At 68.9% G+C, this 24667-nt stretch carries 23 protein-coding genes and 1 tRNA gene; 15 read left to right on the forward strand and 9 right to left on the reverse strand.

The features are described from left to right. The 6 genes from ACQXVK_RS16560 to ACQXVK_RS16585 form a co-directional block, all read left to right on the forward strand. On the forward strand, window positions 1-646 hold a 646-nt coding region (locus ACQXVK_RS16560; RefSeq protein ID WP_430854302.1), incomplete at its 5' end, for a hypothetical protein. A gap of 80 nt (window positions 647-726) precedes the next feature. Further along, a complete protein-coding gene (locus ACQXVK_RS16565; RefSeq protein WP_430854303.1) occupies window positions 727-1851 on the forward strand; it encodes a prephenate dehydrogenase in 1125 nt (374 codons plus the stop codon). A gap of 185 nt (window positions 1852-2036) precedes the next feature. Then, on the forward strand, window positions 2037-2702 hold the full coding sequence (gene cmk, locus ACQXVK_RS16570; protein ID WP_402265652.1) for a (d)CMP kinase: 666 nt from the start codon (window positions 2037-2039) through the stop codon (window positions 2700-2702). A gap of 68 nt (window positions 2703-2770) precedes the next feature. Further along, window positions 2771-4291, forward strand: coding sequence for a ribosome biogenesis GTPase Der (gene der, locus ACQXVK_RS16575; protein ID WP_402263876.1), 1521 nt, complete (start codon window positions 2771-2773; stop codon window positions 4289-4291). A gap of 8 nt (window positions 4292-4299) precedes the next feature. After that, a complete protein-coding gene (locus ACQXVK_RS16580; protein ID WP_430854304.1) occupies window positions 4300-4902 on the forward strand; it encodes a hypothetical protein in 603 nt (200 codons plus the stop codon). 59 nt (window positions 4903-4961) lie between these two features. Further along, the gene (locus ACQXVK_RS16585; protein WP_430854305.1) at window positions 4962-5483 is read left to right on the forward strand and encodes a hypothetical protein; all 522 of its coding nucleotides are present in this window, start codon (window positions 4962-4964) and stop codon (window positions 5481-5483) included. Between the two features lie 12 nt (window positions 5484-5495). Here ACQXVK_RS16585 and ACQXVK_RS16590 read toward each other — a convergent pair whose 3' ends face one another. Further along, the gene (locus ACQXVK_RS16590) at window positions 5496-6335 is read right to left on the reverse strand and encodes a helix-turn-helix domain-containing protein (protein ID WP_430854306.1); all 840 of its coding nucleotides are present in this window, start codon (window positions 6333-6335) and stop codon (window positions 5496-5498) included. 103 nt (window positions 6336-6438) lie between these two features. Here ACQXVK_RS16590 and ACQXVK_RS16595 point away from each other — a divergent pair, with 103 nt between their 5' ends. After that, the gene (locus tag ACQXVK_RS16595; protein WP_430854307.1) at window positions 6439-7311 is read left to right on the forward strand and encodes an oxidoreductase; all 873 of its coding nucleotides are present in this window, start codon (window positions 6439-6441) and stop codon (window positions 7309-7311) included. Between the two features lie 184 nt (window positions 7312-7495). After that, window positions 7496-8377 (forward strand): oxidoreductase, encoded by an 882-nt coding sequence (locus ACQXVK_RS16600; protein ID WP_430854308.1) that lies wholly within the window; start codon window positions 7496-7498, stop codon window positions 8375-8377. Window positions 8378-8432: 55 nt separating this feature from the next. Here the strand turns inward: ACQXVK_RS16600 and ACQXVK_RS16605 are convergent, their stop codons facing one another. Next, on the reverse strand, window positions 8433-10571 hold the full coding sequence (locus ACQXVK_RS16605; protein WP_430854309.1) for a RecQ family ATP-dependent DNA helicase: 2139 nt from the start codon (window positions 10569-10571) through the stop codon (window positions 8433-8435). 77 nt (window positions 10572-10648) lie between these two features. After that, complete coding sequence (locus ACQXVK_RS16610; RefSeq protein ID WP_430854310.1) at window positions 10649-12157, reverse strand: hypothetical protein; 1509 nt, start codon at window positions 12155-12157, stop codon at window positions 10649-10651. 202 nt (window positions 12158-12359) lie between these two features. Between ACQXVK_RS16610 and ACQXVK_RS16615 the strand changes: the two genes are divergently transcribed. Continuing rightward, a tRNA-Pro gene (locus ACQXVK_RS16615) sits at window positions 12360-12433 on the forward strand. 390 nt (window positions 12434-12823) lie between these two features. Here the strand turns inward: ACQXVK_RS16615 and ACQXVK_RS16620 are convergent. The 4 genes from ACQXVK_RS16620 to ACQXVK_RS16635 all read right to left on the reverse strand — a co-directional run bounded on the left by ACQXVK_RS16620 (window position 12824) and on the right by ACQXVK_RS16635 (window position 17018). After that, the gene (locus ACQXVK_RS16620; RefSeq protein WP_430854311.1) at window positions 12824-14911 is read right to left on the reverse strand and encodes a hypothetical protein; all 2088 of its coding nucleotides are present in this window, start codon (window positions 14909-14911) and stop codon (window positions 12824-12826) included. Continuing rightward, the gene (locus ACQXVK_RS16625; RefSeq protein WP_430854312.1) at window positions 14908-15900 is read right to left on the reverse strand and encodes a hypothetical protein; all 993 of its coding nucleotides are present in this window, start codon (window positions 15898-15900) and stop codon (window positions 14908-14910) included. Before ACQXVK_RS16625 ends, ACQXVK_RS16620 begins: the two co-directional genes overlap by 4 nt. Window positions 15901-15953: 53 nt before the next feature. Next, complete coding sequence (locus ACQXVK_RS16630; RefSeq protein ID WP_430854313.1) at window positions 15954-16235, reverse strand: hypothetical protein; 282 nt, start codon at window positions 16233-16235, stop codon at window positions 15954-15956. A 168-nt stretch (window positions 16236-16403) separates the two neighbouring features. Further along, complete coding sequence (locus ACQXVK_RS16635; protein WP_430854314.1) at window positions 16404-17018, reverse strand: hypothetical protein; 615 nt, start codon at window positions 17016-17018, stop codon at window positions 16404-16406. An 808-nt stretch (window positions 17019-17826) separates the two neighbouring features. Here ACQXVK_RS16635 and ACQXVK_RS16640 point away from each other — a divergent pair. The 3 genes from ACQXVK_RS16640 to ACQXVK_RS16650 all read left to right on the forward strand — a co-directional run bounded on the left by ACQXVK_RS16640 (window position 17827) and on the right by ACQXVK_RS16650 (window position 19733). Next, window positions 17827-18465, forward strand: a complete 639-nt coding sequence (locus tag ACQXVK_RS16640; protein ID WP_430854315.1) for a LysE family translocator — start codon at window positions 17827-17829, stop codon at window positions 18463-18465. A gap of 155 nt (window positions 18466-18620) precedes the next feature. Beyond that, on the forward strand, window positions 18621-19244 hold the full coding sequence (locus ACQXVK_RS16645; RefSeq protein WP_430854316.1) for a GntR family transcriptional regulator: 624 nt from the start codon (window positions 18621-18623) through the stop codon (window positions 19242-19244). Between the two features lie 21 nt (window positions 19245-19265). Beyond that, window positions 19266-19733, forward strand: coding sequence for an OsmC family protein (locus ACQXVK_RS16650; protein WP_430854317.1), 468 nt, complete (start codon window positions 19266-19268; stop codon window positions 19731-19733). 27 nt (window positions 19734-19760) lie between these two features. On the opposite strand, the gene ACQXVK_RS16655 is transcribed toward ACQXVK_RS16650, so the two are convergent. After that, a complete protein-coding gene (locus ACQXVK_RS16655) occupies window positions 19761-20237 on the reverse strand; it encodes a GNAT family N-acetyltransferase (protein WP_430854318.1) in 477 nt (158 codons plus the stop codon). A gap of 143 nt (window positions 20238-20380) precedes the next feature. After that, entirely contained in the window at window positions 20381-21361 is a 981-nt protein-coding gene (locus tag ACQXVK_RS16660; protein ID WP_430854319.1) for a LacI family DNA-binding transcriptional regulator, read from the reverse strand. A 90-nt stretch (window positions 21362-21451) separates the two neighbouring features. On the opposite strand from ACQXVK_RS16660, the gene ACQXVK_RS16665 reads away from it, so the two are divergent. The 3 genes from ACQXVK_RS16665 to ACQXVK_RS16675 are packed head-to-tail and all read left to right on the forward strand — an operon-like array spanning window position 21452 to window position 24664. Next, window positions 21452-22711, forward strand: coding sequence for a sugar ABC transporter substrate-binding protein (locus ACQXVK_RS16665; protein WP_430854320.1), 1260 nt, complete (start codon window positions 21452-21454; stop codon window positions 22709-22711). A 4-nt stretch (window positions 22712-22715) separates the two neighbouring features. Further along, on the forward strand, window positions 22716-23756 hold the full coding sequence (locus ACQXVK_RS16670) for a carbohydrate ABC transporter permease (protein WP_258376761.1): 1041 nt from the start codon (window positions 22716-22718) through the stop codon (window positions 23754-23756). Next, window positions 23753-24664, forward strand: a complete 912-nt coding sequence (locus tag ACQXVK_RS16675; RefSeq protein WP_430854321.1) for a carbohydrate ABC transporter permease — start codon at window positions 23753-23755, stop codon at window positions 24662-24664. Before ACQXVK_RS16670 ends, ACQXVK_RS16675 begins: the two co-directional genes overlap by 4 nt. Window positions 24665-24667 lie beyond the last annotated feature (3 nt).

Here is a 24667-nt window from a genome sequence, read left to right on the forward strand (position 1 = left end):
CGACCTGCGGCTGACCGTCGGGCAGCGCTACGACGCGGCGGTCGTGCAGCGACCCGGTTCCGCCGACGAGCGCACCGAACGCGTCCGGCTCGAGAGCGACCTGCGCCCGATCACCGTGACCTCGCCGGAAGCCGGGGCGACGATCTCGCCGGACCACGGGTACGTCACGTTCAGCGGGACCGCCTCGCCCGGCGACCAGCTCGCCGTGCGCGTTCCCGGCGGCGACCGCGTCGCCAGCACGGTCGTCCGGGCCGACGGCACGTGGACCATCCCGGACGTGCTGTTCCCGCAGGGGCAGCACACCGCGCGGATCGTCGGACTGTACGGAGACGTCGACGTGTCCTTCACCGTGGCGTCCGACACCGGCTCCCAGCTCCGCATCACCTCGCCGACCGAGGGCAGCACCGTCGACGCCGACCCCGACTTCACGAACCCGGGCGTGCGGTTCAGCGGGACGGCGGCGCCCGGCGCGTACGGCGGCATCGTGGACCTCCGGGACGGCACGGTGCGCGGGTTCCAGGTGGACGCCTACGGGGCGTGGCAGCAGACCCTGCCGCTCCGCGAGGGCGCCAGCCACGTGCGCGTCACCGACACGGTGAACGCCCCCGTCGAGCTGCGCTTCACCACGCGCTGGCCGGTCGGCTGACCGATCCGCGCCCCTCGACGGCTGCGCCCCGCACGGAACCCGTGCGGGGCGCTGCCGTCGGCGATCGGTAGGCTTGCCCGGTGACCGACGCCACCGCCCAGCACGACGCACCGGAGATCGACCGGCGCCTGCGGGGACCCGTGCGGATCGTCGGCGCCGGGCTCCTCGGGGCCTCGATCGGGCTCGCCCTGCGGGAGAAGGGCGTCGAGGTCGTCCTCGACGACGTCTCGCCCGCAGCCCTCGCGCTCGCCGTGGACTACGGTGCCGGGCGACGCCCCGCCGCCGGCGACGCCCCGGAACTCGTCGTGGTGGCCGTGCCGCCGGACGTCGTCGCGACCGTGGTCGAGCGTGAGCTCCGCGCCTTCCCGGACGCCGTGGTGACCGACGTCGCGAGCGTGAAGTCACGGCCGCTGACGAGCCTGCGGGCCGCCGGCGCCGACGTCAGCCGCTACATCGGCTCGCACCCGATGGCCGGACGCGAGCGCAGCGGGCCGACCGCCGCCCGCGCCGACCTGTTCCTCGGGCAGCCGTGGGTGATCGCCGGGCACGACGACATCACCTACCAGCGCGCCGCCGTGGTGGAGGACCTGGCGCTCGACCTCGGCGCGACCGTCGTCCCGATGGAACCCGAGTCGCACGACCTCGCGGTCGCCTACGTCTCGCACGCCCCGCAGCTCGTGTCGACGCTGATGGCCTCGCGGCTGCGCGACGCCCCGGACGGCTCGCTCGGGCTCGCCGGTGGCGGGGTCCGTGACGTCACCCGCATCGCCGCGAGCGACCCGGGGCTGTGGGTGCAGATCATCGGCGCGAACGCCGAGCGGATCCGCCCGGTGCTCGCCGACCTCCGCGACGACCTCGACCGGGTGCTCGCGGCCCTCGACGACCCGGCGGCCCCCGGCTCGCCGCGCGCCCTCGCCGAGACCATCGCCGCCGGCAACCGCGGTGTCGAACGGCTGCCGGGCAAGCACGGCACCACCAAGCGCTTCGCCCAGGTCGTCGTCCTCGTCGACGACACCCCCGGGCAGATCGCCGCCCTCCTCACGTTCATCGGGGAGATCGGCATCAACCTCGAGGACATGCGCCTCGAGCACTCACCGGGCGCGCAGATCGGCATCGTCGAGGTGTCGGTCCTGCCCGAGCAGGAACAGCGACTCGTCGACGAACTCGAGGGTCGCGGATGGAGGATCGCAGCAGCATGGGCGTGAACAACGACGACTCCGGCGTGACCGGTGGACCCGACGGACCCGACACCGGGCTCCCCACGCCCGGCGACCAGCCCGGGCCGATCGGCGGCGCCGGTGGGGCCGGCGGCGGGCTCGACGGGCAGGGCGGCGGCGAACCCGGTTCGACGCGCGACCCGCTCCCGGCCGGGCTGCCCGACGGTGCGTTCGTGGCCAAGTTCGTGATCGCGGTGGACGGTCCCGCCGGCAGCGGCAAGTCCAGCGTGTCCCGTGCGGCGGCGCGGGCGCTCGGCTTCGGCTACCAGGACACCGGTGCCGCGTACCGCGCGCTCGCCTGGCACGCGCTGGCCGAGCAGGTCGACCTCGACGACGCGTCCGCGGTCCTCGGCAGCTGGGACTCGTTCGACTACGAGATCGGGACGGACCCGGACGACTACTTCGTCCGGGTGAACGGCACCGACGTGACCGACGCGATCCGCACCCCCGAGGTCACGGGCGCGGTGGCCCACATCGCGAAGCTGCCCGAGGTCCGCCAGCGGCTCGTGCAGCTCTTCCGGAACGTGATGCGGAAGGCCGAGGGGCGGGGCATCATCACCGAGGGCCGGGACATCACCACGGTCGTCGCTCCCGACGCCGAGGTCCGGATCCTGCTGACCGCCGACGAGTCCGTTAGAATGGCCCGGCGTTCGGCTGAGGTCACGACCCAGTCGGCCGCCGAGACCTCCGCCGCACTCGCTCGTCGCGACGCGGCGGACGCGAAGGTCGTCGACTTCATGAACGCCGCCGACGGCGTCACGACGCTCGACTCCACCGACCTCGACTTCGACCAGACCGTGCAAGCGGTCGTCGACCTGGCCCGCGCGGCCGGGCACTGACCACCAGGGCCTCGCGCGGCCACGCACTGACAACACGCGGCCGAAGGGTCGCCGGCAAGGACACCCACATGGCGCAGCTGGACACCCCCGAACACGACGACTTCCCCGAGTACGACGACGCCCTCGGCGAGCGGCTCGCCGGACTCGACGACGCCGAGGCCGAGCAGCGGGCGAACGCGCTCCGCGCCGGGCTCGAGGACTACGAGCTCGACGAGGAGGACGTCGCCCTCCTCGACGCCGGGCAGCTCGGCGAGGACGGCATCACGTACCTGCCGGCCTACCCGGTGCTCGCGATCGTCGGCCGCCCGAACGTCGGCAAGTCGCAGCTCGTGAACCGCATCCTCGGTCGTCGCGAGGCCGTCGTGCAGGACACCCCCGGTGTCACGCGCGACCGCGTCTCGTACAAGGCGGAGTGGAACGACAAGCGGTTCACGCTCGTCGACACCGGCGGGTGGGAGCCCGACGCCAAGGGCATCAACGCCTCGGTCGCGGCGCAGGCCGAGGTCGCGATCGACCTCGCCGACGCCGTCCTCTTCGTCGTGGACGTCACGGTCGGCATCACCGCCACCGACGAGCACGTCGTGAAGATGCTGCGCGGGACGGACCGCCCGGTGATCGTCGTCGCGAACAAGTCGGACGACGACCGCCGCGACCTCGACGCGTACGAGCTCTGGAACCTCGGCCTGGGGGAGCCGCACCCGGTGTCGGCCCTGCACGGGCGAGGCGTCGCGGACCTCCTCGACCTCATCATCGCGACGCTCCCCGACACGTCGGCCGTCGCCAAGCAGGAGGTCGGCGGGCCCCGCCGCGTCGCGATCCTCGGCCGACCGAACGTCGGCAAGAGCTCGCTCCTCAACAAGGCCGCCGGCGAGGAGCGCGTCGTCGTCAACGAGCTCTCGGGGACGACCCGCGACCCGGTGGACGAGCAGATCGAGCTCGGCGGGCGCGTCTGGCGCTTCGTCGACACCGCCGGCATCCGCAAGCGCGTCCACCTGCAGCAGGGCGCCGACTTCTACGCCTCGCTCCGCACCACCGCAGCGCTCGAGAAGGCCGAGGTCGCCGTCGTCGTCCTCGACGTCACCGAGCCGATCTCCGTGCAGGACCTGCGCATCATCGACCTCGTCCTCGAGTCCGGCCGCGCGCTGGTGCTGGCCTACAACAAGTGGGACCTGCTCGACGACGACCGACGCCGCTACCTCGAGCGCGAGATCGAACAGGACCTCGCGCACGTGTCGTGGGCGCCGCGGGTGAACATCTCCGCACGCACCGGACGCCACCTCGAGAAGCTCGTCCCCGCGCTGGAGACCGCGCTCGAGTCGTGGGACACCCGCATCCCGACGGGCAAGGTCAACGCCTTCATCGCCGAACTCGTGCAGGAGCACCCGCACCCGGTCCGTGGTGGCAAGCAGCCGCGCATCCTGTTCGGCACGCAGGCCTCGAGCCAGCCGCCGACGTTCGTGCTCTTCACCACGGGCTTCCTCGACCCGCAGTACCGACGGTTCATCACCCGTCGTCTGCGCGAGGTCTGGGGCTTCTCCGGGACGCCGATCAACGTCAACATGCGGGTCCGCGAGCGCCGCAAGCGCTGAGGCGTGCGATGGCGAGCGGACGGCGGGTGCTCCTCACCGGGGGCGTCGCCGTGCTGCTCGTCGTCGGAGCCGTCACGGCCGTGGTCGTGCAGCGCGGCGACGGCGACGGCGACGGCGGGGCACGGTCGGTCGACGGCACGTCCACCCCGGTGCCCGGCTCGGTGGACGCCGCCGGGTCGGAGCGACTGCTCACGCCGTCCAACGCCCTCGGTGCACCCGTCGTGGCACCCGAACCGTCGGCCCGGCAGGCGGACGGCCCCGGCGACCCGTCGACCACGGCCTGGTGGCGCCGCGTCCCGCCCGTCGCCGGCACACTGACGGCGTCGGACGGTCGGTCGATCGGCACCGTGACGATCCTCGGGACCGACGGGGACACCCTGACGATCACGGTCGCCGGCGACCCCGCGCTCCCCGCCGGGGCGACGCGTGCCGTCCTCACGTCCCCCGACGGCCGCGAGGAGGACCTCGGTGCGGTCACCCCGGACATGCGCGGCGTCGCGTTCGTGCTGGGGGCGACCTCGGCCGAGCGGCTCCCCGACCCCGTCCACGCGCTCGAACTCCGCGGTCCGGGCGGTCGGGTCGTCGCGTCGGCGGTGCTCCTGCCGGTCTGACCCGCCCGCGGCCCGGGCGCGGTGCACGACCGGCCCGCCGGATGCGGCACCATTGTCTGGTGAGCCTCCGCAGCAACGACCTCGGCGCCGTCGCCGACCGACTGTGGTGCCGGCTGCGTCTGGACCGCCTCGCGGGCGGACGGCAGGCCGGCTACGTCATCCGCGAGGACATGCTCGGACACCCCGACACCGTGCGGTCGTTCCGGTGGATCCGCTGGCTCCTCGTCGCGGAGACCATCGTCGGCCTCACCGCGATCGTCGTCGCCGTGGTGCTGACCCGCGCGGGCGAGACCGTGCCGTGGGCGGTGTGGTTCCGGGCGACGGTCGTGCTGCTCATCACGCTGACGCTCTACGTCTTCGCGTGGCGTGCGCAGCTCGGGTACTACTGGGCGTACCAGCGGCTCCGGTTGTTCAGCCGGATCTTCCCGATCGTGACGCTCGTCGTCGCGGCGATCCCGGGCCTCTACCCGTTCTGGATGGTGATCGAGCAGATCGTGTTCTCGCTGCTGATGATCGGGATCGGCGACGTGCTCACCTCGGACCACATGCGGACGACCTTCCCGAAGCCCGCTCGGCGGTAGCCCGCCCCGCCGTCAGTCCGCGACCCGGTCCGCCACCCGCGACGCCGCGAGCGACGCGAGCACGGCCAGCCGCTCCGCCGACGCCGAACCGGGCTCCGCGTGGTGCACGACGAGCAGCTGCCCGTCCGTGCCGCCGACACCGAGCTTCTCCCGCCGCAGCTCGAGGTCGCCCACCTCCGGGTGCCACATCCGGACCGCCGCGCCCGCGAGCGGCCGGACGTCGTGCCGCGCCCACAGCCGCCGGAAGTCCTCGCTGCCGAGGGACAGCTCGCCCACGAGCGCCGTGACGGCCGGGTCCTGCACGTCGGTGCCGATCGACGCCCGGAACGCGGCGACCATCCCCGCCATCTGGTCCTGCCAGTCCGGGTAGCGGGCGCTCTCGGCGTCGTCGAGGAACATCGTCCGGAGGCGGTTCTCGCCTGCGCGGAGACCGGGCGCGAGCTCGGTGGCGAGGGCGTTCGCGGCGAGGACGTCGAACGACCGGTCCTCGACGAACGCGGGCAGCCCGATCACGTCGACGAGCTGCAGCGTGCCCGACGGCACCCGCTCGGTCCGCGGTGTCCGCCGACGCGGCGCGGGGGAGGCGCCGGCGAGCCCGTGCAGGTAGTCGCGGGCCACCTGGTCCAGGCCGAACACCCGTGCGACCGCGTCGAGGACCTGCACGGAGGGGTTGCGGTCCCGACCCTGCTCGAGCCGCAGGTAGTAGTCGGCGCTGATGCCCGCGAGGGTCGCGACCTCCTCGCGGCGGAGACCCGGGGTCCGGCGCACCCCGGTCACCCGGATGCCGGCGTCCTCCGGCCGCACCAGCGCCCGCCGAGCGCGGAGGTACTCGCCGAGCGTGTTGTCGTCCACGGCCCCGATGCTACGACGGTGGCGGTCACCGATCCTGGTCCCCGCACTCCCAGGGTCCACGGGGACCTGCCGTGGGGACGCCGGCCGGCGCATCGTGGTGGACATGACGAACACGAACCTCCCCGGCGGCACCTACCGCCTCGCCGACGACCTCGAGCTCACCCGCGTCGGGTACGGCGCGATGCAGCTCGCCGGACCCGGGGTCTTCGGCTCCCCGACCGACCGCGACGAGGCGATCCGGATGCTCCGCACGGTCGTCGAGCTCGGCATCACGCACATCGACACGTCCGACTTCTACGGTCCGCACGTCACGAACGAGATCATCCGCGAGGCCCTCCACCCCTACCCCGAGGGGCTCCACCTCGTGACGAAGGTCGGCGCCCGACGTGACGACCAGGGTGGGTGGCCGCACGCCCGCGAGCCCCACGAACTCGTCGAGCAGGTGCACGACAACCTCCGCACCCTCGGCCTCGAGCAGCTCGACGTGGTGAACCTCCGGATGGGCGGCTTCGACGCGCCCGAGCCGGGCAGCATCGCACCGCAGTTCGAGGCGCTCGCCGAGCTGCAGCAGCAGGGGCTCATCCGGCACCTCGGACTCTCCACGGTGAACGCGGACCAGCTCGCCGAGGCGCAGACGATCGCGCCCGTGGTCTGCGTCCAGAACATGTACAACGTGGGCCGCCGCGAGGACGACGCACTCGTGGACGCCACCGCCGCACAGGGCATCGCCTACGTGCCGTACTTCCCGCTCGGCGGCTTCTCGCCGATCCAGTCCGGGGCGCTCGACGCCGTCGCCGAACGACTCGGGGTCACCCGCCTCACCGTCGCGCTGTCCTGGCTGCTGCAGCGCTCGCCGAACATGCTCCTCATCCCCGGGACCTCGTCGGTCGCGCACCTGCGCGACAACGTCGCGTCGGCGGGCTTCGCCCTGCCGGCGGACGCGGTGGCGGAGCTGGACGGCATCGGCGCGGCCTGACGACGCGAGGGCGTGCGGGCCAGGAGGCGCGGTGCGGGCCCGCACCGCGCCTCCTGGCCGACTCGTGGTGCGTCACCCGCCCCGGACCCGGCGGTGCCCGGAAGCGTCGCCGCGCGTCGTCAGCCGACGCGGCGGGGGACACCGGCCACGGCTGACCCGCGGGAGCACGGCGCATCCTCGGACCATGACCGACGACGCCACCCCCACGCTCCCCGGCGGGACGTACCGCCTCGCCGACGACCTCGAACTGACGCGGTTCGGGTACGGCGCCATGCAGCTCGCCGGACCGAACGTGTTCGGCCCGGCGAAGGACCACGACGAGGCCGTCCGGGTCCTCCGCGCGGTGGTGGAGGCGGGCATCACGCACATCGACACCGCGGACTTCTACGGCCCGCACGTCACGAACGAGCTCATCCGTGAAGCGCTGCACCCGTACCCGGACGACCTCCACATCGTGACGAAGGTCGGCACCCGGCGCGACGAGAAGGGGCGGTGGCCGCAGGCTCGGCAGCCGGAGCAGCTCGTCGAGCAGGTGCACGACAACCTGCGGACGCTCGGGCTCGAGCAGCTCGAGGTGGTCAACCTCCGGGTGGGCGGGTTCGACGCTCCGGAGCCGGGCAGCCTGGCGCCGCAGTTCGAGGCGCTCGCGGCGCTCCAGCAGCAGGGGCTCATCCGGCACCTCGGCGTCTCGACGGTGACGGCCGAGCAGCTCGCCGAGGCGCAGGGCATCGCGCCGGTGGTGTGCGTGCAGAACATGTTCAACGTGGCGCGCCGCGAGGACGAGGCCCTGGTGGAGTCGACGGCGGAACAGGGCATCGCCTACGTGCCGTACTTCCCGCTCGGGGGCTTCTCGCCGATCGACTACGCCACCCTCGACCGTGTCGCCGAGCGACTGCACGTGTCACGGACGACGGTCGCGCTCTCGTGGCTGCTGAAGCGGTCGCCGAACATCCTGCTCATCCCGGGGACGTCGTCGGTCGGGCACCTGCACGAGAACATCGCCTCGGCGGGGTTCGACCTGCCCGCGGACGCCGTGGCCGAGCTGGAGGCGCTCGGCGCCGCCTGACAGCGAGCGCCGGCCGACAGCGAGCGCCGGCCGACAGCGTGCGCCGGCTGCGACCTCAGGCCACCGTCGCCAACGCGAAGGGCAGCACCGCCGATGCCCCGGCCCGCCGCAGCTCCCGCCCGGCGACGGTCATCGTCCACCGGCTGTCCACCAGGTCGTCGACGAGCAACACCGGCCCCTCGTGCACCCGCAGCGCGGCGCCGAGCGCCGGGTCGACGACGAACGTGTCCCACACCCCGGACAACCGGTAGGCGCTGTTCGTCGCACCGTCCCCGCGCGGCGTCCCACCGTTCCGCCCGAGCGTCCCGAGGAACTGCAGCCGCCCGATCGAGGACAGCGCCTGCGCGAGCGAGCCCACGAGCTCGGGCCGCGACCGCGAGGACATCGCGACGACCCCGGTCGGCCGGGTCTCCCACGGCCAGTCCTTGAGCGCACGGACACACCCGTCGACGAGTTCGCGGGAGATCGGGGCGTCGGCGGTGGACGGCGAGAACAGCGCGCGCAGCGGTCCGCCCCATCCGAGGTCGGTGAGTCGGGCGACGGCGCGGCCGGGTTGCACGAGCTCGTCGGCGCCGATCTTGCCCCGCACCGAGACGCCGAGCGACGACATGCCCGACGGCCACTGGGCGCGCGGGGCGATCTCCACGCCGACCTTGTCGAGCGCCGCCGCGGCACCGGAGGCGTCGGACGACGAGACGTCCGACGGGTACCAGGCCCCGGCACAGTTGTCGCACCGGCCGCACGGTTCGGCGGACGGGTCGTCGAGGTCCTGCTGCAGGAGCTGCATGCGGCACGCCGAGGTGGACTCGTAGGTGAGCATCGACGCGGCCTCGGCAGCGCGGGCCGCGGCGACACGCTCGTAGCGGGGCGCGTCGTACTCCCACGGCTGCCCGGTCGCGACCCACCCGCCGGCGACCCGCTGCACGGCGCCGTCGACGTCGAGCACCTTGAGCAGGAGCTCGAGGGTGGAGCGCTTGATGTCGACCAACCCCTCGAGCGCGACGGTGGACATCGCGGCGTCACGGGACAGCGCGTTCAGCACCGCGGACGCGCGGGCTTCGGTCGGCATGGACGCGCTCGCGAAGTACTGCCAGATCTCCTGGTCCTCGCGCCCGGGCAGCAGCAGGACGTCCGCGTTGTCGGTGGCGCGTCCGGCGCGGCCGATCTGCTGGTAGTAGGCGACGGGCGAGGACGGGGCTCCGACGTGGACGACGAACCCCAGGTCGGGCTTGTCGAACCCCATGCCGAGCGCACTCGTCGCCACGAGGGCCTTGAGCTCGTTGCCCTTGAGCTGCTGCTCGAGCTGCTCGCGCTCGTCGGTGTCGGTCCGACCGGTGTACGCACGGACGGCGTACCCGTTGTCACGCAGGAGCCGCGCGATGTCCTCGGCTGCAGAGACGGTGAGCGTGTAGATGATCCCGCTGCCCGGCAGGTCACCGAGGTGCGCCAGCAGCCAGCCGAGCCGCTGCCGGGCGTCGGGGAGCGACAGCACGCCGAGCCGCAGCGAGGCCCGTGCGAGGGACCCGCGGATGGTGAAGACCGGGGCATCAGGGCCGGCGGTGAGCTGCTCGGCGACGTCCTCGACCACGCGCTCGTTCGCCGTCGCGGTGGTGGCGAGCACGGGCACGCCGTGGGGGAGCGAACGGATGAGCTCGGCCAGTCGCCGGTAGTCCGGTCGGAAGTCGTGCCCCCAGTCGGAGATGCAGTGTGCCTCGTCGACGACGAGCATGCCCATGCGGGCGATCAGCATCGGCAGCTGTTCGTCGCGGAACCGCGGGTTGTTGAGCCGTTCGGGGGAGACGAGCAGGACGTCGACCTCGTCACGGGCGAGCGCCGCCTGCGTCTCACCCCACTCGTGCGCGTTCGCCGAGTTGATCGACACCGCGCGCACCCCGGCGCGGGCAGCCGCGGCGACCTGGTCGCGCATGAGCGCCAGCAGCGGCGACACGAGCACCGTCGGCCCGCCCCCGCGGCGCCGGAGCAGCAGGGTCGCGAGGAAGTACACGGCGGACTTGCCCCATCCGGTGCGCTGCACCACGAGGGCCCGCTGCCGGTGCTCGACGAGTGCCGAGATCGCCTCGAGCTGCCCCGGGTGGAACACGGCGTCGGGACGCCCGGTCAGGGCGTGCAGCGCCTCCTGCGCCTCCGCAGCGATCGCGGCGGACGGCTGGACGGGCGGCGGAGCAACAGACATGACCCCATGCTGTCAGCACCGACCGACGAAAGGTGGGTCGCGCCTCCCGGCTGTGGACAACTCACCCACGCAACCCGCTACTGGTACGTGATCAGCGACGGTGTCGGCGTCACGTCCGCCATCGTCTGCTGCGGCGTCAGCATCGGTGTGTCCTCGTCGTAGAAGTTCTTCCAGCCCCAGTGGATGCCCTCGGGCGCTCCGACGTGCAGCGCCTTCCACGTCGCCTGCTTGTCGGGCTGCGACCCCTGCCCGTCGACGTGCACGAGCATGTCGAGTTCCGGGTGCTGCTCGAGCGTGTCGCGGTCCTGGATCATCGACAGTCGGAACTGGTGCAGCACGAACGCCTTCGGGGGGAGCCCCTTCTCCTTCACGAGGTCCGCGAGCCACGAGGACACCTCGTTCACCTCGGACGCCTTCACGCTCCCGATCTGCTCGAGCGGGACCTGGTCGTGCCCGAGCCGCCACTCCGGGTCGAGCGCCAGCCACACGCCCGGCTTCGACAGCAGTGACTCGTACCGCTTCGCCTGCGACAGGAAGTCCGCGCGCCCGGGCTGCAGGTCGAGGATCACGGGCATCCCGGCGTCGTGCGCGGCATCGACGTAGGGCTCGAGCGTCGACACCGGCAGCTCGGTGGAGTAGTCCCCGTCTGCTCCGGCGTCCCCGGTGGCGACGGTCGCGATGACCTCCATCGCGGGCGTGATCGGCACGTCGCCGAGCCCCTCGTAGGACGCCGCGACGGACTCCGCGCGCCGCACCGTCGCCGTCGGGTCCTGCTCGCCGAGGACACCGAGCGCGGGGGCTCCCGGCGCGCCGTAGAGCGCCACGTAGCGGTGCCCGTCGAAGGGGCGTTGCCCGCCGTCGGGAAGCTGCCACCCGTTCTCCGCCGCGCGGACGGTCCACTCCGGGTCCGGAAGGTCCGCGAACGCCGCCCCCACCAGCACCGTCGGGTGGTCCCGTCGCTCGTGCAGCGCCGTCACGACGTCTGGCGCGGCCGCAGGGTCCGTCACACCGTCCGGCATCGCCACGACGCGGGCACCCGCCGCCTTCGCGGTCGCCACGGCTGCTGCGTCAGCGCTCGCGTCCGCCACGACGACGGTGGCCTGCCTGGAGGCGCGGCTCGGCTCCGGCGCGTCCCCGCCGTCCGGCGCGTCCTGCTCGGGGACGTCGGTGTCGAGCCGGACGTTGCCCTCGGCCTGGTACCACCGGGCGCCGAGGCGCGCCAGCTCGCGCGCGGCGGGCGATCCGCCCTTCCCCTCGGACTCGCCAGGTGCGGCCGACTCGTCCCCGCCGGTGAGGAGGACCGGGACGTGGGCCGCCTCGGCGGCGCTCGCCGCGGACCGCACGGCGTCGGCGTCACCGGCCGGCGCGACGACGGCCCCGGGAGCGGACGCGAACAACGCGCGGCTCGTCCGGACCGATCGGTCGACGGCGTCGGACGCCGATGCGACCGACACAGTCTGTGCGGTCGCCTTCGCCAGGGTCGCCCGGGTCGGCCCGGACTGGGCCCCGGTGCACCCGGCGGCTCCGAGCAGCAGACCTGTCGCTGCGAGTGCGAGGAGGACACGGGAGGTGGGGCCGGAACGCATCGGGCCACCCTACGAGCCGGGTGGCGGGGACCCTGGGAATCCGACGGGTGTCGTGCGGGCTCGACGACGTGCCGGGACCAACCGCTGGGCGACGCGCGCGGGACGACAGCGCGTGGCGTCGGAGGGGTCCGTCGTCCGCTATGCTGGTCGGGTTGCTCCGCGCTCCGGTCGGACGCGGGCGACGTGGGTCCCTCGGGGCTCGCGGGCTGTGGCGCAGCTTGGTAGCGCACTTGACTGGGGGTCAAGGGGTCGCAGGTTCAAATCCTGTCAGCCCGACCGACGGGGCGAGTTAGTAATCGTCTTAAGAACTGTTCACAACGAAGAAGCCCACCGAGAATCTCGGTGGGCTTCTTCGTTGTAGTCGGGCTCGTGGTGGGATGCGCGGCCCCTGTCGTTGCTTTTTCGGAACGCGCGACGCGCGCTCTCTCGCTTCCAGGCGCGACAGGTATTGCCACGTCAATGTGGCGTCGGTTACGGCGACGCCGTCACCCTAGGCGACGCGTCTCGTATGTCGTCACGACGGCACCAGCTCCTGCGGAGGGGAACAGCGTAGGTAGTTCAGTGATCAGCCGTGTGTTCGACGTTGGCGAGTGGTGGACATCGCCGATCGGTTGGGCGCACCTCGCACCTCGCAGCAGGCTGCAGGAACGCTGAGGTAAGTCTTGCCTACGTGCGCTTCTTGACCGTGCGGGTGGCGCGTTGCGCCATGCGAGCCGCCTTCTCTGCGGCTTTTTGCTGTCTGAGTTCGAGGTCCGGTGCACCGCCGGGGAGGGTCCCCGTGTACGTGTTCGCGAATTCACGGTCCCGTCGCTTTTGAACGGGAACGTTGCGCGGCGCCTTGCCGGCCTTCTCGCGTGCTTCTTCTCGTTCAAGTTTTCGGACGAAGTCGCAGATCATGCGGATGTTCATGGCAGCGAGCAAGAACGTCATGAAGATCTGGGCGGCCGCGAACCCTCGGACCTGGCGGCGGGAGTCGTCGTGAAGGCTGCCGTACTTGGTGCTCTTCGCCATGGAGTTCCCGCCCTCGGAGAGGTTGCGGGCGTAGCCGTGGAAGTTGCGCCATTCCTTCGACTTGTAGCGCAGCGCCTGCTGGACCGGGGGCATGTCGTCCTGCGTGAACAGCACGGAGTGCTGGCGGCAGATCTCGGGGAGGTCGTCGCCGATCGGGAATCCGTCTTCGGCGGGGTCGACTTCGTCAAGCGTGCGCTTCTTCGCTTCGGATACGCGTCGGCTGATCTGCTTGAGTGGGCAGATGATGGTGGGGCTGTCGCCGGATGCAGGGCACATCATCGGAACGCGGCCCTGCTCGTCGGGTCGTGCCTTCGGACGCGCCGCGTAGTCTTCCCGGGCGTCGATGCGGACGTTGTAGGTCGCCTCGTCGATCTTGCCTTCCAGAACGTCCTTGCTGGCGGACTTGTACCTGCTCGGCATTGCTGGGCAGTAGCTGCCACCTTCGACGAAGATGAGGCCGGCGTGACCGCCGGCGGGGCCGAGGCTGTCGATGCGGTATTCGGTGCTGGCTTCCCAGCCGAGCTTGCGTGCTGGCTTGTAGAGCCGTTCGGGAAGTGCGTTCGCCCAGTACTCCTTGTCGGCATCCGCGATGCCTGGCAAGTGGCCCGCGCCGACGATCGAGGCGAGGACGGCTGCCGCTGCCTCGGCTGTGCCGATTCCCGGCATGCTCAGCGTTGCGGCCATGATGAGCTGCGGTGCAGACTTCCGGTCGCATTCTTCGAGGAAGACGCGCCGAGCCAGGGTCGCATTCCAACCCCAGAAGTACTCGGTCTCCTTCACATACTGCGGTGCTTTGCCTGGTGCCGCGTCGAGACGCTTCTCGGTCTCTTTGACGTACCAGCCGGCGTGCGGTTCGACGGGGCCCGGGCGTGGCTTCCCTGCTGCCGCTTCTGCGCGCTCCTTCTCGATACGCGCTTCCAGCTTGGTTTCGTTGTGGGTCATGCCCTTCTTCAGGGGCGAGGTGACGTGGGTGCCATCGAAGGCGACGTCGATGTTCTTGCGCTTCGGTGCCCGACGCACTCGCCGGGGCTGCATGTAGAAGGTCATCTCGAGGAAGCGCGTTGTGAAGCGGTCGAGGCGCTCCATGCCGAGCTGCTCGCGGTCGAGGTCACGCTCGTCCCAGATCTTCTTGTTGATCTCGATGCTCTTCGACTTGTACCGGTCAGTTGGTGTGCGCCCGATCTCGTCGGGCGCCGTCGGCTCCTTGAACGTGGGGTAGGGGTCGTAGGTCTTCAAGAAGCGGCGGAAGGCGTTGCCGACGTTCTGCTCCCAGTTCTCGATCTTCATCAAGGACGGCTTGCTCGAAGGATGCGGCAAGTTGAGGAGCTCCCGTGCGTCGTCGTCGAGGCCGCCGTAGAACAGGGAACCCAGCTCGACCATGAGTTGGGGCTGGTTTGCCATCGTGGCGAGCATCATGCCGGTGAGCAGGGCCAGCGGGGTGATCATTGCCGGAGCGCCCCCACGGCCCGGGTGCCAACCGTCGACGCGGACGTAGTCCTCGTAGTCGTCTAGGACACCAGAGGCGAGGACTCGAGCTCGAGCGATCCAGGTGGTCTCGAAGTCGAAACGTCGGAAGCCCGAACGTGGGTCCGCGATCTCCTTGCCGCGAAGGGCGATGCCGGCAGCAAGGCGCTCGCGGGTGAGGATGTATGGGTCCCACTGCTCGACAGGTTCCTGCTTCGTGCGGCCGTCCTTCTTGACGTAGTCGGCTGCTGCACCGTTCGAGATGCCGTACTCGCTCATCGGGTCACCGCCTGGCGGCCGGCGCCGGTGATCGCAGCGAGGTTCGCCTCGATGGAGGTCGGACGGGCGTGGTGGTAATAGCGGGCGACGGTGGGCACGTTGATGCCAGCGAGGCTTGCGATGAGGTTGTCCGGCACACCTTCATCGATGAGCTTGACGATCCATCCGGAACGGAGGCGCTGCGGGGTCAGCCGAATCTTTCCCGGGTGTGCCGTGATGAACGACGTGATGGGTCGGGGCGGGTACTCGTCGAACTCGTAACCGTGGAAGAGCAAGCCATCGCGGCTCTCGCAGGCAAGGTCGAGTACTGGAATCCATTCGCGGCGGACGGGGACGCTTCGGGCGCGTTCGCCGCGCACGGAGACGAAGCGGTCGCCTTCCGCGGTGTGAGTGATGTCCTGACGTTCGACGGCGATGAGCTCTGCCGGGTTCAGACCGGCGCCTGCGCCGAGGGAGAGGAGAACGGCGGCATTGCGACGGCTGAGGTCAGTCGGAAGACCCGTCCGCCAGCTGTTGAGTTCCGCGAGCTCGGCGCTGCTGTAGGGGGCCTTCGGGGGGCTGGCCTGGAGCGTGAGCCGGTGCGTCGGCTCACCCGTGAGCTTCGTGGTGAGGGTGCCCAAGATGCGTGTGACGTCGAATCGGGTGGACGGTGCGAGATGGCGGAGCTCGGTGGCGACGTACTTGCCGATGAGCTTGTCGCGGAGCACTCGTTCCGGAGACAACTCGCAGCCGGAGCGCATCCACTCCCAGATGACGAAGCGGCTCACGAAGGTCAGCAGACGGCGGGCGTTGTCGAAAGTGGTGGGTTCCGCTGCGCGCACGAGCTCGCGGACGAAGGGTCCGACGACCGCAAAGGCGGCGCGGTTCTTGTCAGGCAGGAAGTTGGTGATGGCGGTGTCGATCTCGGCGGCGATGGCTGGGGTCGGGGTCTTGCGTCGATGGGGCTTGCCGGTGGTGGCGTGCTGTACGCGGTTCGTGGTCCTGGTCACGATGGAGCTATGCCGGACCACCAAGGCGAGGCGGGAGCTGAGGCCCGCTTCCGCTAGGACACGGGCAAGAAGCTCCGGTACCGGTCGAGTGCGGCGTAGGTCTGCAGCCCGGACTGCGCAAGGAGGGCATCGACCGCAATGTCCTGCTCGAGGCGCTGACACAACCAGGTCGACCGCATCCTCGCTGGCCTGATGTCGAGGTCCGTGGCGGTGCGGCGCACGAAATCCGCCACCTGACCAGAGCTTGCTGAGTGACGTCCCGGCCTGAACGCCCAGTCGTCGGGGTCGTGCTCATCCAGCGCCCGCCGGAGCACCGCCTGCCAATGATCGTCCACCGGAACTGTTCTGCGTCGCGCGTCACGCACTCGAACGATGCTCCCATCGCCCGCGACGTCTCGCCGTCGCACTGCAAGGAGTTCGCGGGTGGCAAGTCCGGCGCCGAACCCCAGCGCGAGAAGCACCGCGGCATCGCGGCGGCCGGCGTCGGTCCCGCGGGTCCTGGATCAGGAGTACAGCTCTGCCCGCTGCTTGGCGTTGTAGGGCGGCGTGGGAGTCGACCTGCCAATACCGTGAAGCGGCGTCGTCGGTAACTCGGTGACGATCACTTCGTTGACGCGGAGCAGCTTGCCGCGCACCGTGTTCTTCGTGCCTCGGCTCAGTCCGGGCATGCCATTGATGACGAAGCTCTCGATGCGGCTGCGGCGGAACATCGTCTGTCGGTCCAGGTCGAGCGCCTTCGTCTGCCAACACCAGAGCACGAACGGTGTCAGGAACGAGTACAGCGGCCGAGGGGCGACGCCGAGTTCCGCACTCACGTCATCCACCAACGCGGTGAGGAACGGTCCGATCGTGTCCCACCACGGCAACGCGAGCAGCGGTGTGTAGGTCGTGGGTGCAGGGGAGTCAGAGGTCACGAGCGTGGCGCCTTTCATGATGAGACCTCCGGAACGGTAGTGATCCAGACAGCGCAAGTCGTCCTGTTTCTGGCCTCGGTTCAGCGCATAGCGGGGTGGCAACACGAAACGTAGTTCGTCCGCGCATAGGCGTCCCGAGGCCGACATCCGGCCTCGGGAAGGAACCCCGTGCCGGAATACAACAGCGCGCTTGAGCAGCTGCACGCCCGATGGAGAGCATTCGCCGCCCTACCCGCAGCCGAGCTCACTACGGATCAGCGGCGAAGCGTGGACTTCTACCTTGCCGACATCCAGCGGGGCGACAGCGCCGAACCGCATGTGCGCCGCTGGATGAAATTGGCGCACGAGCTCGACGAGTTCACGAGATCTCACGGGCGTCTACCACTGGCGAGCGCCACGCGACCTCGGCCTCGAACGCCTGAGCAGCAACTTGTTGATCAACTCGCGTACCAGCGGCGCCCCTCAACGCGTGCGGCGATGGTCGAGTACCAACGCGCACGCCTCGAAGCCCTTCCGGGCTTTCAATGGGAGCCCCAGAACGATCGCTGGGACGCCTGGCTCGAGCAGCATCAAGCATTCTGGAGCCGAGAGCAGCGGCCTCCTCGTCGACGAGCGCCCGACCCCCAGGAGGCGAGCATCGCGCGCTGGGTTGCACACCAGCGCGCATCGGACCGAGCAGGCACCCTGCCCGCCGAGCGGCGTACACGCCTCCTATCAGCACAGTTCAGAGTGTTGTGAGTCGAGTAGGTAGGGGAGCGTGGACGAGGTCAATACTTTCCTGGCGAGAGCCAGGAACGACCGCACCCTCTGTCGGGCCGCCTGTCCGGATCGCGCCCGGTCAGCGCGACGATCAGCGGACTAGGTATGTGAGACGACTCTCGTACCGCGTCTCCCGCTGCATGAAGTGTCCAATGCCGAGTCCGGTCGGCGACCGGCTACTGAGACGGCCTCGCGAGTGCTGACGGAGGTGTCTGTCGCTGGTGATCGTCGTGGCCGCTCATAAAGTGGTCTGGTGACCATCACCACAGCTCTGCTCGGTTTTGCCGCTGTCGCAGCGGTGCTCACGGTAATCCCTGGCCTGGACACCACGCTGGTCCTTCGCAGTGCCCTCACCCAGTCCCGCAGACACGCATTCGTGACTGCGCTCGGGATTAACACCGGGGCGCTGCTCTGGGGTGCGGCGGCGGCGGTTGGTGCCGCCGCGCTCTTGGCGGCGTCCGAGGTTGCGTACCGGGTTGTGACCATCGGTGGTGCCGCGTACATGGTGTACCTCGGCGTCTCTCTCGTCGTGAAGAGCTTTCAGCGCGGCGAGCTCGACACCGGGACCGCGTCGGAGTCAGAGCGGGCAGTGCCGCTCTGGCGGGCGTTTCTCACTGGAATGTGGACGAACCTGCTCAATCCGAAGATCGGCGTGTTCTACGTCGCGACGATTCCGCAGTTCATACCCGACGGCGTCTCACACCTGGGGATGGGGCTCCTGCTCGCCGGCGTCCACGACATCCTCGGTCTCACCTGGCTCGCCGGGATCATCTTCGCCGCACACGCTGCTCGCCGCTGGCTGGCCCACGAACGCGCCCGACGCATCATCGACCGCGTCGCGGGCACTGTGCTCATCGGCTTCGGCGCACGGCTCGCCCTGGAACGGCACTAAGCGGACGGCCTCTTGGCGTGAGCGCGGTGGCTGACCGATCTCGATAGCTGATCAGCTATCGGACACAGAGACGGGTCCGACCCTTCGCTTAACAGCGGCGTACGGCGCAAGCTTTTGTGTATACAAAACAGCTTTGTGCATGCAATGCTGGCGCTGTGACGGTGTACGAAGCGCTTCGAGCCATGGTGATGTCAGGTGAGATCGGCGAGGGCGATCGAGTACCTGAGTCGCGGTTGGCTCAGCAGCTGGGAGTGAGCCGCACTCCCGTGCGAGAGGCGTTGCAGCGCCTGGAGAGCGATGGACTCATCCACGCCCAGGGCCGTGGCGTGCGTCTTCGACTGCTGAGTGCCGACGAACTCCGGCTGTTGTACTCCTCGCGTGCTGGCCTCGAGGGCTGGGCCGCTTTCCTCGTCGCGCACCGCGTGGCCGACGGGGAAGTTGCACCCGCACGTCTGACGGCGTTGGGGGCCCTTGCAGCTGAGACGCAGGAGCTGACCCAGGCAGGAGATCTCGCTCGAGCGGCTGAGGCGAACCGCGCCTTCCACGAGTCGATGGTCGCTCTGGCGGAGAACCCGTTCATCACCAGCGCCCTACACCACTGGTGGGACCGCATCATCATCAGCACCCGGCGCAGCCTGCAACACCCCGACCGCACTGAAGCAGTGCACCGCGAACACGACGCCATCCTGGATGCACTGCACCGCGGTGATGCGTCGGGGTCCAGAGCTGCCGTTGAAACCCACGCCCTCGCGACCAGCGACGCGTTGGACCGACATTGACCCGCGAATGAGGAGCACCACGTGACCACGCACGACTACAGCATCGAGCTGACCTGGACCGGGAACACCGGGACCGGCACGAATTCATACCGTGGTTTCTCACGCGATCACGAGGTGGCCGCAGCGGGAACCGAGACGATTCTCGGGTCGTCTGACCCTGCGTTCCGCGGCGACGCGACCCGATGGAACCCCGAGCAGCTCTACCTTGCCTCGATCGCGCAGTGCCACATGCTTTGGTACCTCCACCTCGCCACGCAAGCGAGATTGGTCGTCACCGGCTACTCGGACAACCCCACCGGCATCATGATCGAGGAAGCGACCGGTGCTGGGCAGTTCGAGAGCGTCACTCTGCACCCCACGGTGACGATCGCTTCCGGCAGTGATCCCGCAGTCGCCGAAGAGCTCCACGAGCGCGTCGGTGACTACTGCTTCATCGCTCGATCGATCAACACACCGATCCATCACGAAGTCACGGTGCATGTCCGGTAGATGATCGACTGGCCGCAGGACCGACCGTCAGGCCTCGCGTAGACCTGTTACGCGGCCTTCGATCGGCATCTCGTAGGTAACCCATGAGGTGGCAACGGCGACAGAGTCGTACAGGGCTCGAGCGGTGGCGTTGTCGGCGGCTGTAATCCACCTCACCACGCTCGCGCCATCGTCATGTGCCATGTTGGACGCATGACGAAGGAGCGCCCGCGCAGCGCCCCGACCCCGAGCGTGTGGTGCCGTAAACAGGTCGTCCAGGTACAAACCCATCGTTGCCGTCGAGGGATCGGCGAACCACCGCAGGTTCGCCAGCGCGACGGGACTGTCCTCGGCGTCAACCGCGACAAGGCCACACAGGCCGTGGTGGCATTCGCTCACCCACCGCCATGCCCTCGAGACAGCGGCAGGGTCGTAGGGCTCGTTGTAGAAGGTGCGGTATGCCGAAAACAACTCTCCCCAGGCAGCGGCGTCATGGTCGTTGACCGCGCGCACACCGATACTCACTTGATCACCCGGAGCCCAAGTCCATCGCCGCAGAATTGGAGGATCTCATCGAGACAGTCAGCACAACGTGCTGATCGAGCGTTCAAACGAGAGATCACTACAGCTCCAGTCTGTTGTGTCGGGGTGAATCGGCCTGTGCCCGTCTAGCGCCAGACCACATGAGGTTTGAGGAGCTTGCTGATTGCGGTATGTGCGGCGTCGTCGCTCGATGCCGAGAGGAGCTCGACGACCACTGAGGCGGCTTCGACGAGCGGTTGGGCGACGCTGGAGATCCCAATCGCCGCGGCTACCGGTGTGTCGTCGTAGCCGATGATCGGCACGGTCGGTGCAAGGCGGAGCCGGGCTCCAAGCGCGAGCGTGTCCGAGGCGCAGACAAGGGCGTCAATCGCGGACCCGCCGGCTTCTGCCGTCGTCACCGTCTCAGCGGCCAAGCTGACGTCGTCCTCACACCGGAGATCGACTTCCGCCGGAATCCCAGCTGCCGTCATTGCGTCCATCCAACCTTGACGGCGCTCATCGCCTTGACCGGAGTGATCTGGCCAACCGAGGAAGCCGACGCGGCGGTGTCCGAGCGTGAGGAGTTGCTCGGTGGCTGCGTGCGTGCCACTCCGTCCGTCAACGTCCACCCATGGGTGGTTCGCTTCTTCAAGGTTTTCCAGCTGCCACGGGCGCCCGAAGGTCACGAAGGCAATGCCGCGGTCCTCGAGCCACTTTGGGCGAGGATCCCCGTACCCGGTGGATGTGAGAACGAAGCCATCAACGTCGGACCCCTCGATCAGATTTTCCATCTGTGCCAGCTCATCGTGGTCGTCCTTGGCGGTGAAGAGCAGGACCCGAAGCTGGCGCTTGTCCGCGCTCTCCACGAGCGCGTGAAGGAAACGGTCCAGCACCGACCCGGAGATGCCTTGCACCGGTTCCAACCGCATGCCGATCGTCGAGCTCTGCCGCGTCCGGAGTCGCCGAGCGGCCCCGTTGGGGCGATAACCCAGGGACTCGATGGCGGCCTGCACGCGTTGCAGGGTCGCCGGTCGCACCCGCTCGGGGCTGTTCAGGGTGTTCGAGACCGTCTGGCGCGAGACGCCCGCGGCCGCGGCGACATCGACGACGGTAGCGGGACGCGACATGAGCTTTACGGTAGCGCAGCAGGCGTGTATGTTGTGCATGTTTGATCGATCAAATGGAACGATCAAGTAGATCCGATGAGGAGTCCTCTGATGCAACGACGCACAGCCCGTCAGCTGACCGCGGGAGCCATCGCGCTCACAGCAGCACTCACCCTGTCCGCCTGCGGCTCCGGCTTCAATAGCTCCGGCGGCAGCACTGGGGATGCGAGCAAGCTCACCTCGAGCAAGTCCGCGCTCAACATCCTGATCGGCTCGTCCGGTGACGCCGAGTCCGCGGCGGTCAAGGAAGCGGCGGCGTCCTGGTCGAAGTCTTCCGGTATCGGCGCGAACGTCCAGCTGGCCAACGACCTCGACCAGCAGATGGCGCAAGGCTTCGCTTCCGGCAAGCCGGCGGACGTGTTCTACGTCAGCACTGCTGCGCTTCCTGGGTACGCGTCCAACGGGTCGCTCCTCGCCTACGGCAACGACCTGAAGAACAAGAGCGACTTCTACCCGACCCTGACGAAGTCCTTCACCGAGGACGGACAGCTGTACTGCGCGCCGAAGGACTTCTCCACGCTGGCGCTGTTCATCAACACCGACGACTGGAAAGCCGCCGGACTCACCGACGCCGACATCCCGAAGACGTGGGACCAGCTGAAGAGCGTCTCCGAGAAGCTCACCCAGGATGGTCGGGTTGGTCTGGCGATGAGCCCGCAGTGGGAACGGCTCGGGGCCTTCATGCAGCAGGCCGGCGGTGGGTTGACCAACAGCGACCAGACCAAGGCGACGGTGGACTCCGCCGCGAACGCGAAGGCGCTCAACTACGCGAAGGGACTCCTCAACGACGGGTCGATGAAGTTCTCCAGCGACCTCGGCGAGAGCTGGGGCGGTGACGCGTTCGGGAAGAACAAGACCGCGATGACCGTCGAAGGTAACTGGCTCACCGGTGCGATGGCTTCGAGCTACCCGAGCGTGAAGTACAAGGTGGTCGAGCTCCCGGAGGGTCCGAAGGGCGCAGGCACCCTGCAGTTCACGAACTGCTGGGGTATCGCGAAGGCATCGAAGAACCAGAAGGCCGCGCTCTCGTTCGTCGAGAAGATGACCAGCACCGACCAGCAGCTCACCTTCGCGAAGGAGTACGGCGTGATGCCGTCCGTGCAGTCGGCGGCGTCCGAGTGGAAGAAGCAGTACCCGCAGTACGCCGCGTTCCTCGATGAAGCGGGCAGCGCACGAGGCATCCCGAACAAGCCGGGGACGGCGGACGTCATCGCTGACTTCGACTCAAAGCTCGGATCGTTGAAGACGACCGACGTGAACACGCTGCTCGAGGGTGTTCAGAAGAACATGACCGCCGCGCTGAAGGGCTGACCCAGTGTCCCGCAAGAACCGAGCCGAGAACATCTCGGGCTGGCTGTTCACCGCTCCGACGGTGATCGTCCTGGGACTGTTCCTCGCCGTCCCTGTCCTCATGGCAGCTTGGGTCAGCGTCTCCGACTGGCATGGCGTTGGCAGCCCGTTCTCCTCGGACGTGAACTTCGTCGGGGCGCAGAACTACGCCAAGATCCTCGGTGGGGGAGGGCTCGATGAGCAGAACTTCGGCACGGCTCTGCGGAACAACTTCTACTACGTCCTCTTTGTTGTCCCACTCCAGACCGCGGTTGCGCTCGGCCTGGCCGTTCTTGTCAACGGCCGGGCCCTGCGCGGGCGGGGGTTCTTCCGCACCGCGTTCTACTTCCCGTCGGTCACCAGCTCGGTGGCGATCACCGTCCTGTGGCTGTTCCTGTTCTCCTCCACCGGAGCGGTGAACAAGATCCTCAGCTGGATCGGCGTCAACGGACCGAACTGGTTCAATGAACCCACTGGCATCTTCCACATCGGCGCGGGCAACCCGCCGGCGTTCATGGCGAACAACACCCTTCTGGGGATCTCCTGGTGGGAGTGGACCGCCGGACCGTCGGTTGCGATGAGCGCGTTCATCATGCTCGCCATCTTCACCACCAGCGGCACGTTCATGCTGCTGTTCATCGCCGCCCTGCAGAACCTCTCGGCTGAGGTAACCGAGGCCGCCATGATCGATGGCGCTGGAGCGTGGGCGCGGTTCTGGCGGATCACCCTTCCGCAGTTGCGACCGACCCTGTTCACGGTGCTGACGCTCGGGTTGATCGGCACCTGGCAGATCTTCGACCAGATCTACACCGGTACGAAGGGTGCTCCTGCGAACACGACACTCACCCCGGCGTACCTGTCGTACACGTCGGCGTTCACCAGCCAGCAGTGGGGCGTTGGCGCAGCGATCGCGTTCATCCTCTTCGGGATCATCGTGATCTTCACCCTGCTGCAGCGCTTCGTGCTCCGTGAGCGCCCGGTGTCCCGGCGTCGGATGCGATGGATTGAGAAAGGAACCGTCCGATGAGCACGAGCACTTTCCAAGAAGACGCAGTGCCTGATCTCCGTACCGTCGCCATCGTTCAAGGGCCACGGGCTGATCGAGCTCGCCGCCGTCTCACTGGCCGCGGGATGCTCCTGATCGCCGTCGGTGTTGTGATCGCAGCGATCTACTTGCTGCCGTTCTACGTCGCGATCGCCAACTCGTTCAAGACGGATCAGGACGCGTCCATCCACCCGTTGTCGTTACCGACGACCTGGACTGCAGCGGCGTTCGAGACGCTGTTCTCGAACTCGGACTTCGGGATCTGGGCGATGAACTCCGCGATCGTCGCCGTGTGCGTTACGGCGGGCCGGATCTTCTTCGACTCGCTCGCCGGTTACGCGCTCGCGAGACTGAGCTTCCCCGGCCGGAAAGCAGTCTTCGCCGCGCTGATCGCCGTCATGGCGGTCCCCGGAGTCGTCTTGCTCATCCCGACCTTCCTCGTCATCAACCAACTAGGGATCTACGACTCCTACGCCGGCATGATCGTCCCGCTGCTCGTCGACGCAGCAGGGGTGTTCATCATGAAGAACTTCTTCGAATCAATCCCAGCCAGCGTCGAAGAGCAAGCAAAAATCGACGGCGCCGGCACGTTCCGGACGTTCTGGTCGATCGTGCTGCCGATGGCACGCCCAGCGGTCGTCACCATCACGATCCTGTCGTTCCAGGGCTCCTGGAACGAGCTGTCGCACTTCATCGTGTCCGCATCCTCGCCGAATCTGACGACCTTGACCAAGGGCGTGGCCTCACTCGCATCCGGCGCGCTCAGCGCCGGGAATCAGTACCCAATCAAGCTCGCGGCGGCGTTCGTCATGACGATCCCCGTCGCGGTCGCGTTCTTCATCTTCCAGAAACGGATCATGAACTCCAGCGACGGCGCGGTCAAGGAATGAGGT

The sequence above is a fragment of the Curtobacterium sp. AB451 genome (genome assembly GCF_050585845.1).
GTDB lineage: Bacteria > Actinomycetota > Actinomycetes > Actinomycetales > Microbacteriaceae > Curtobacterium.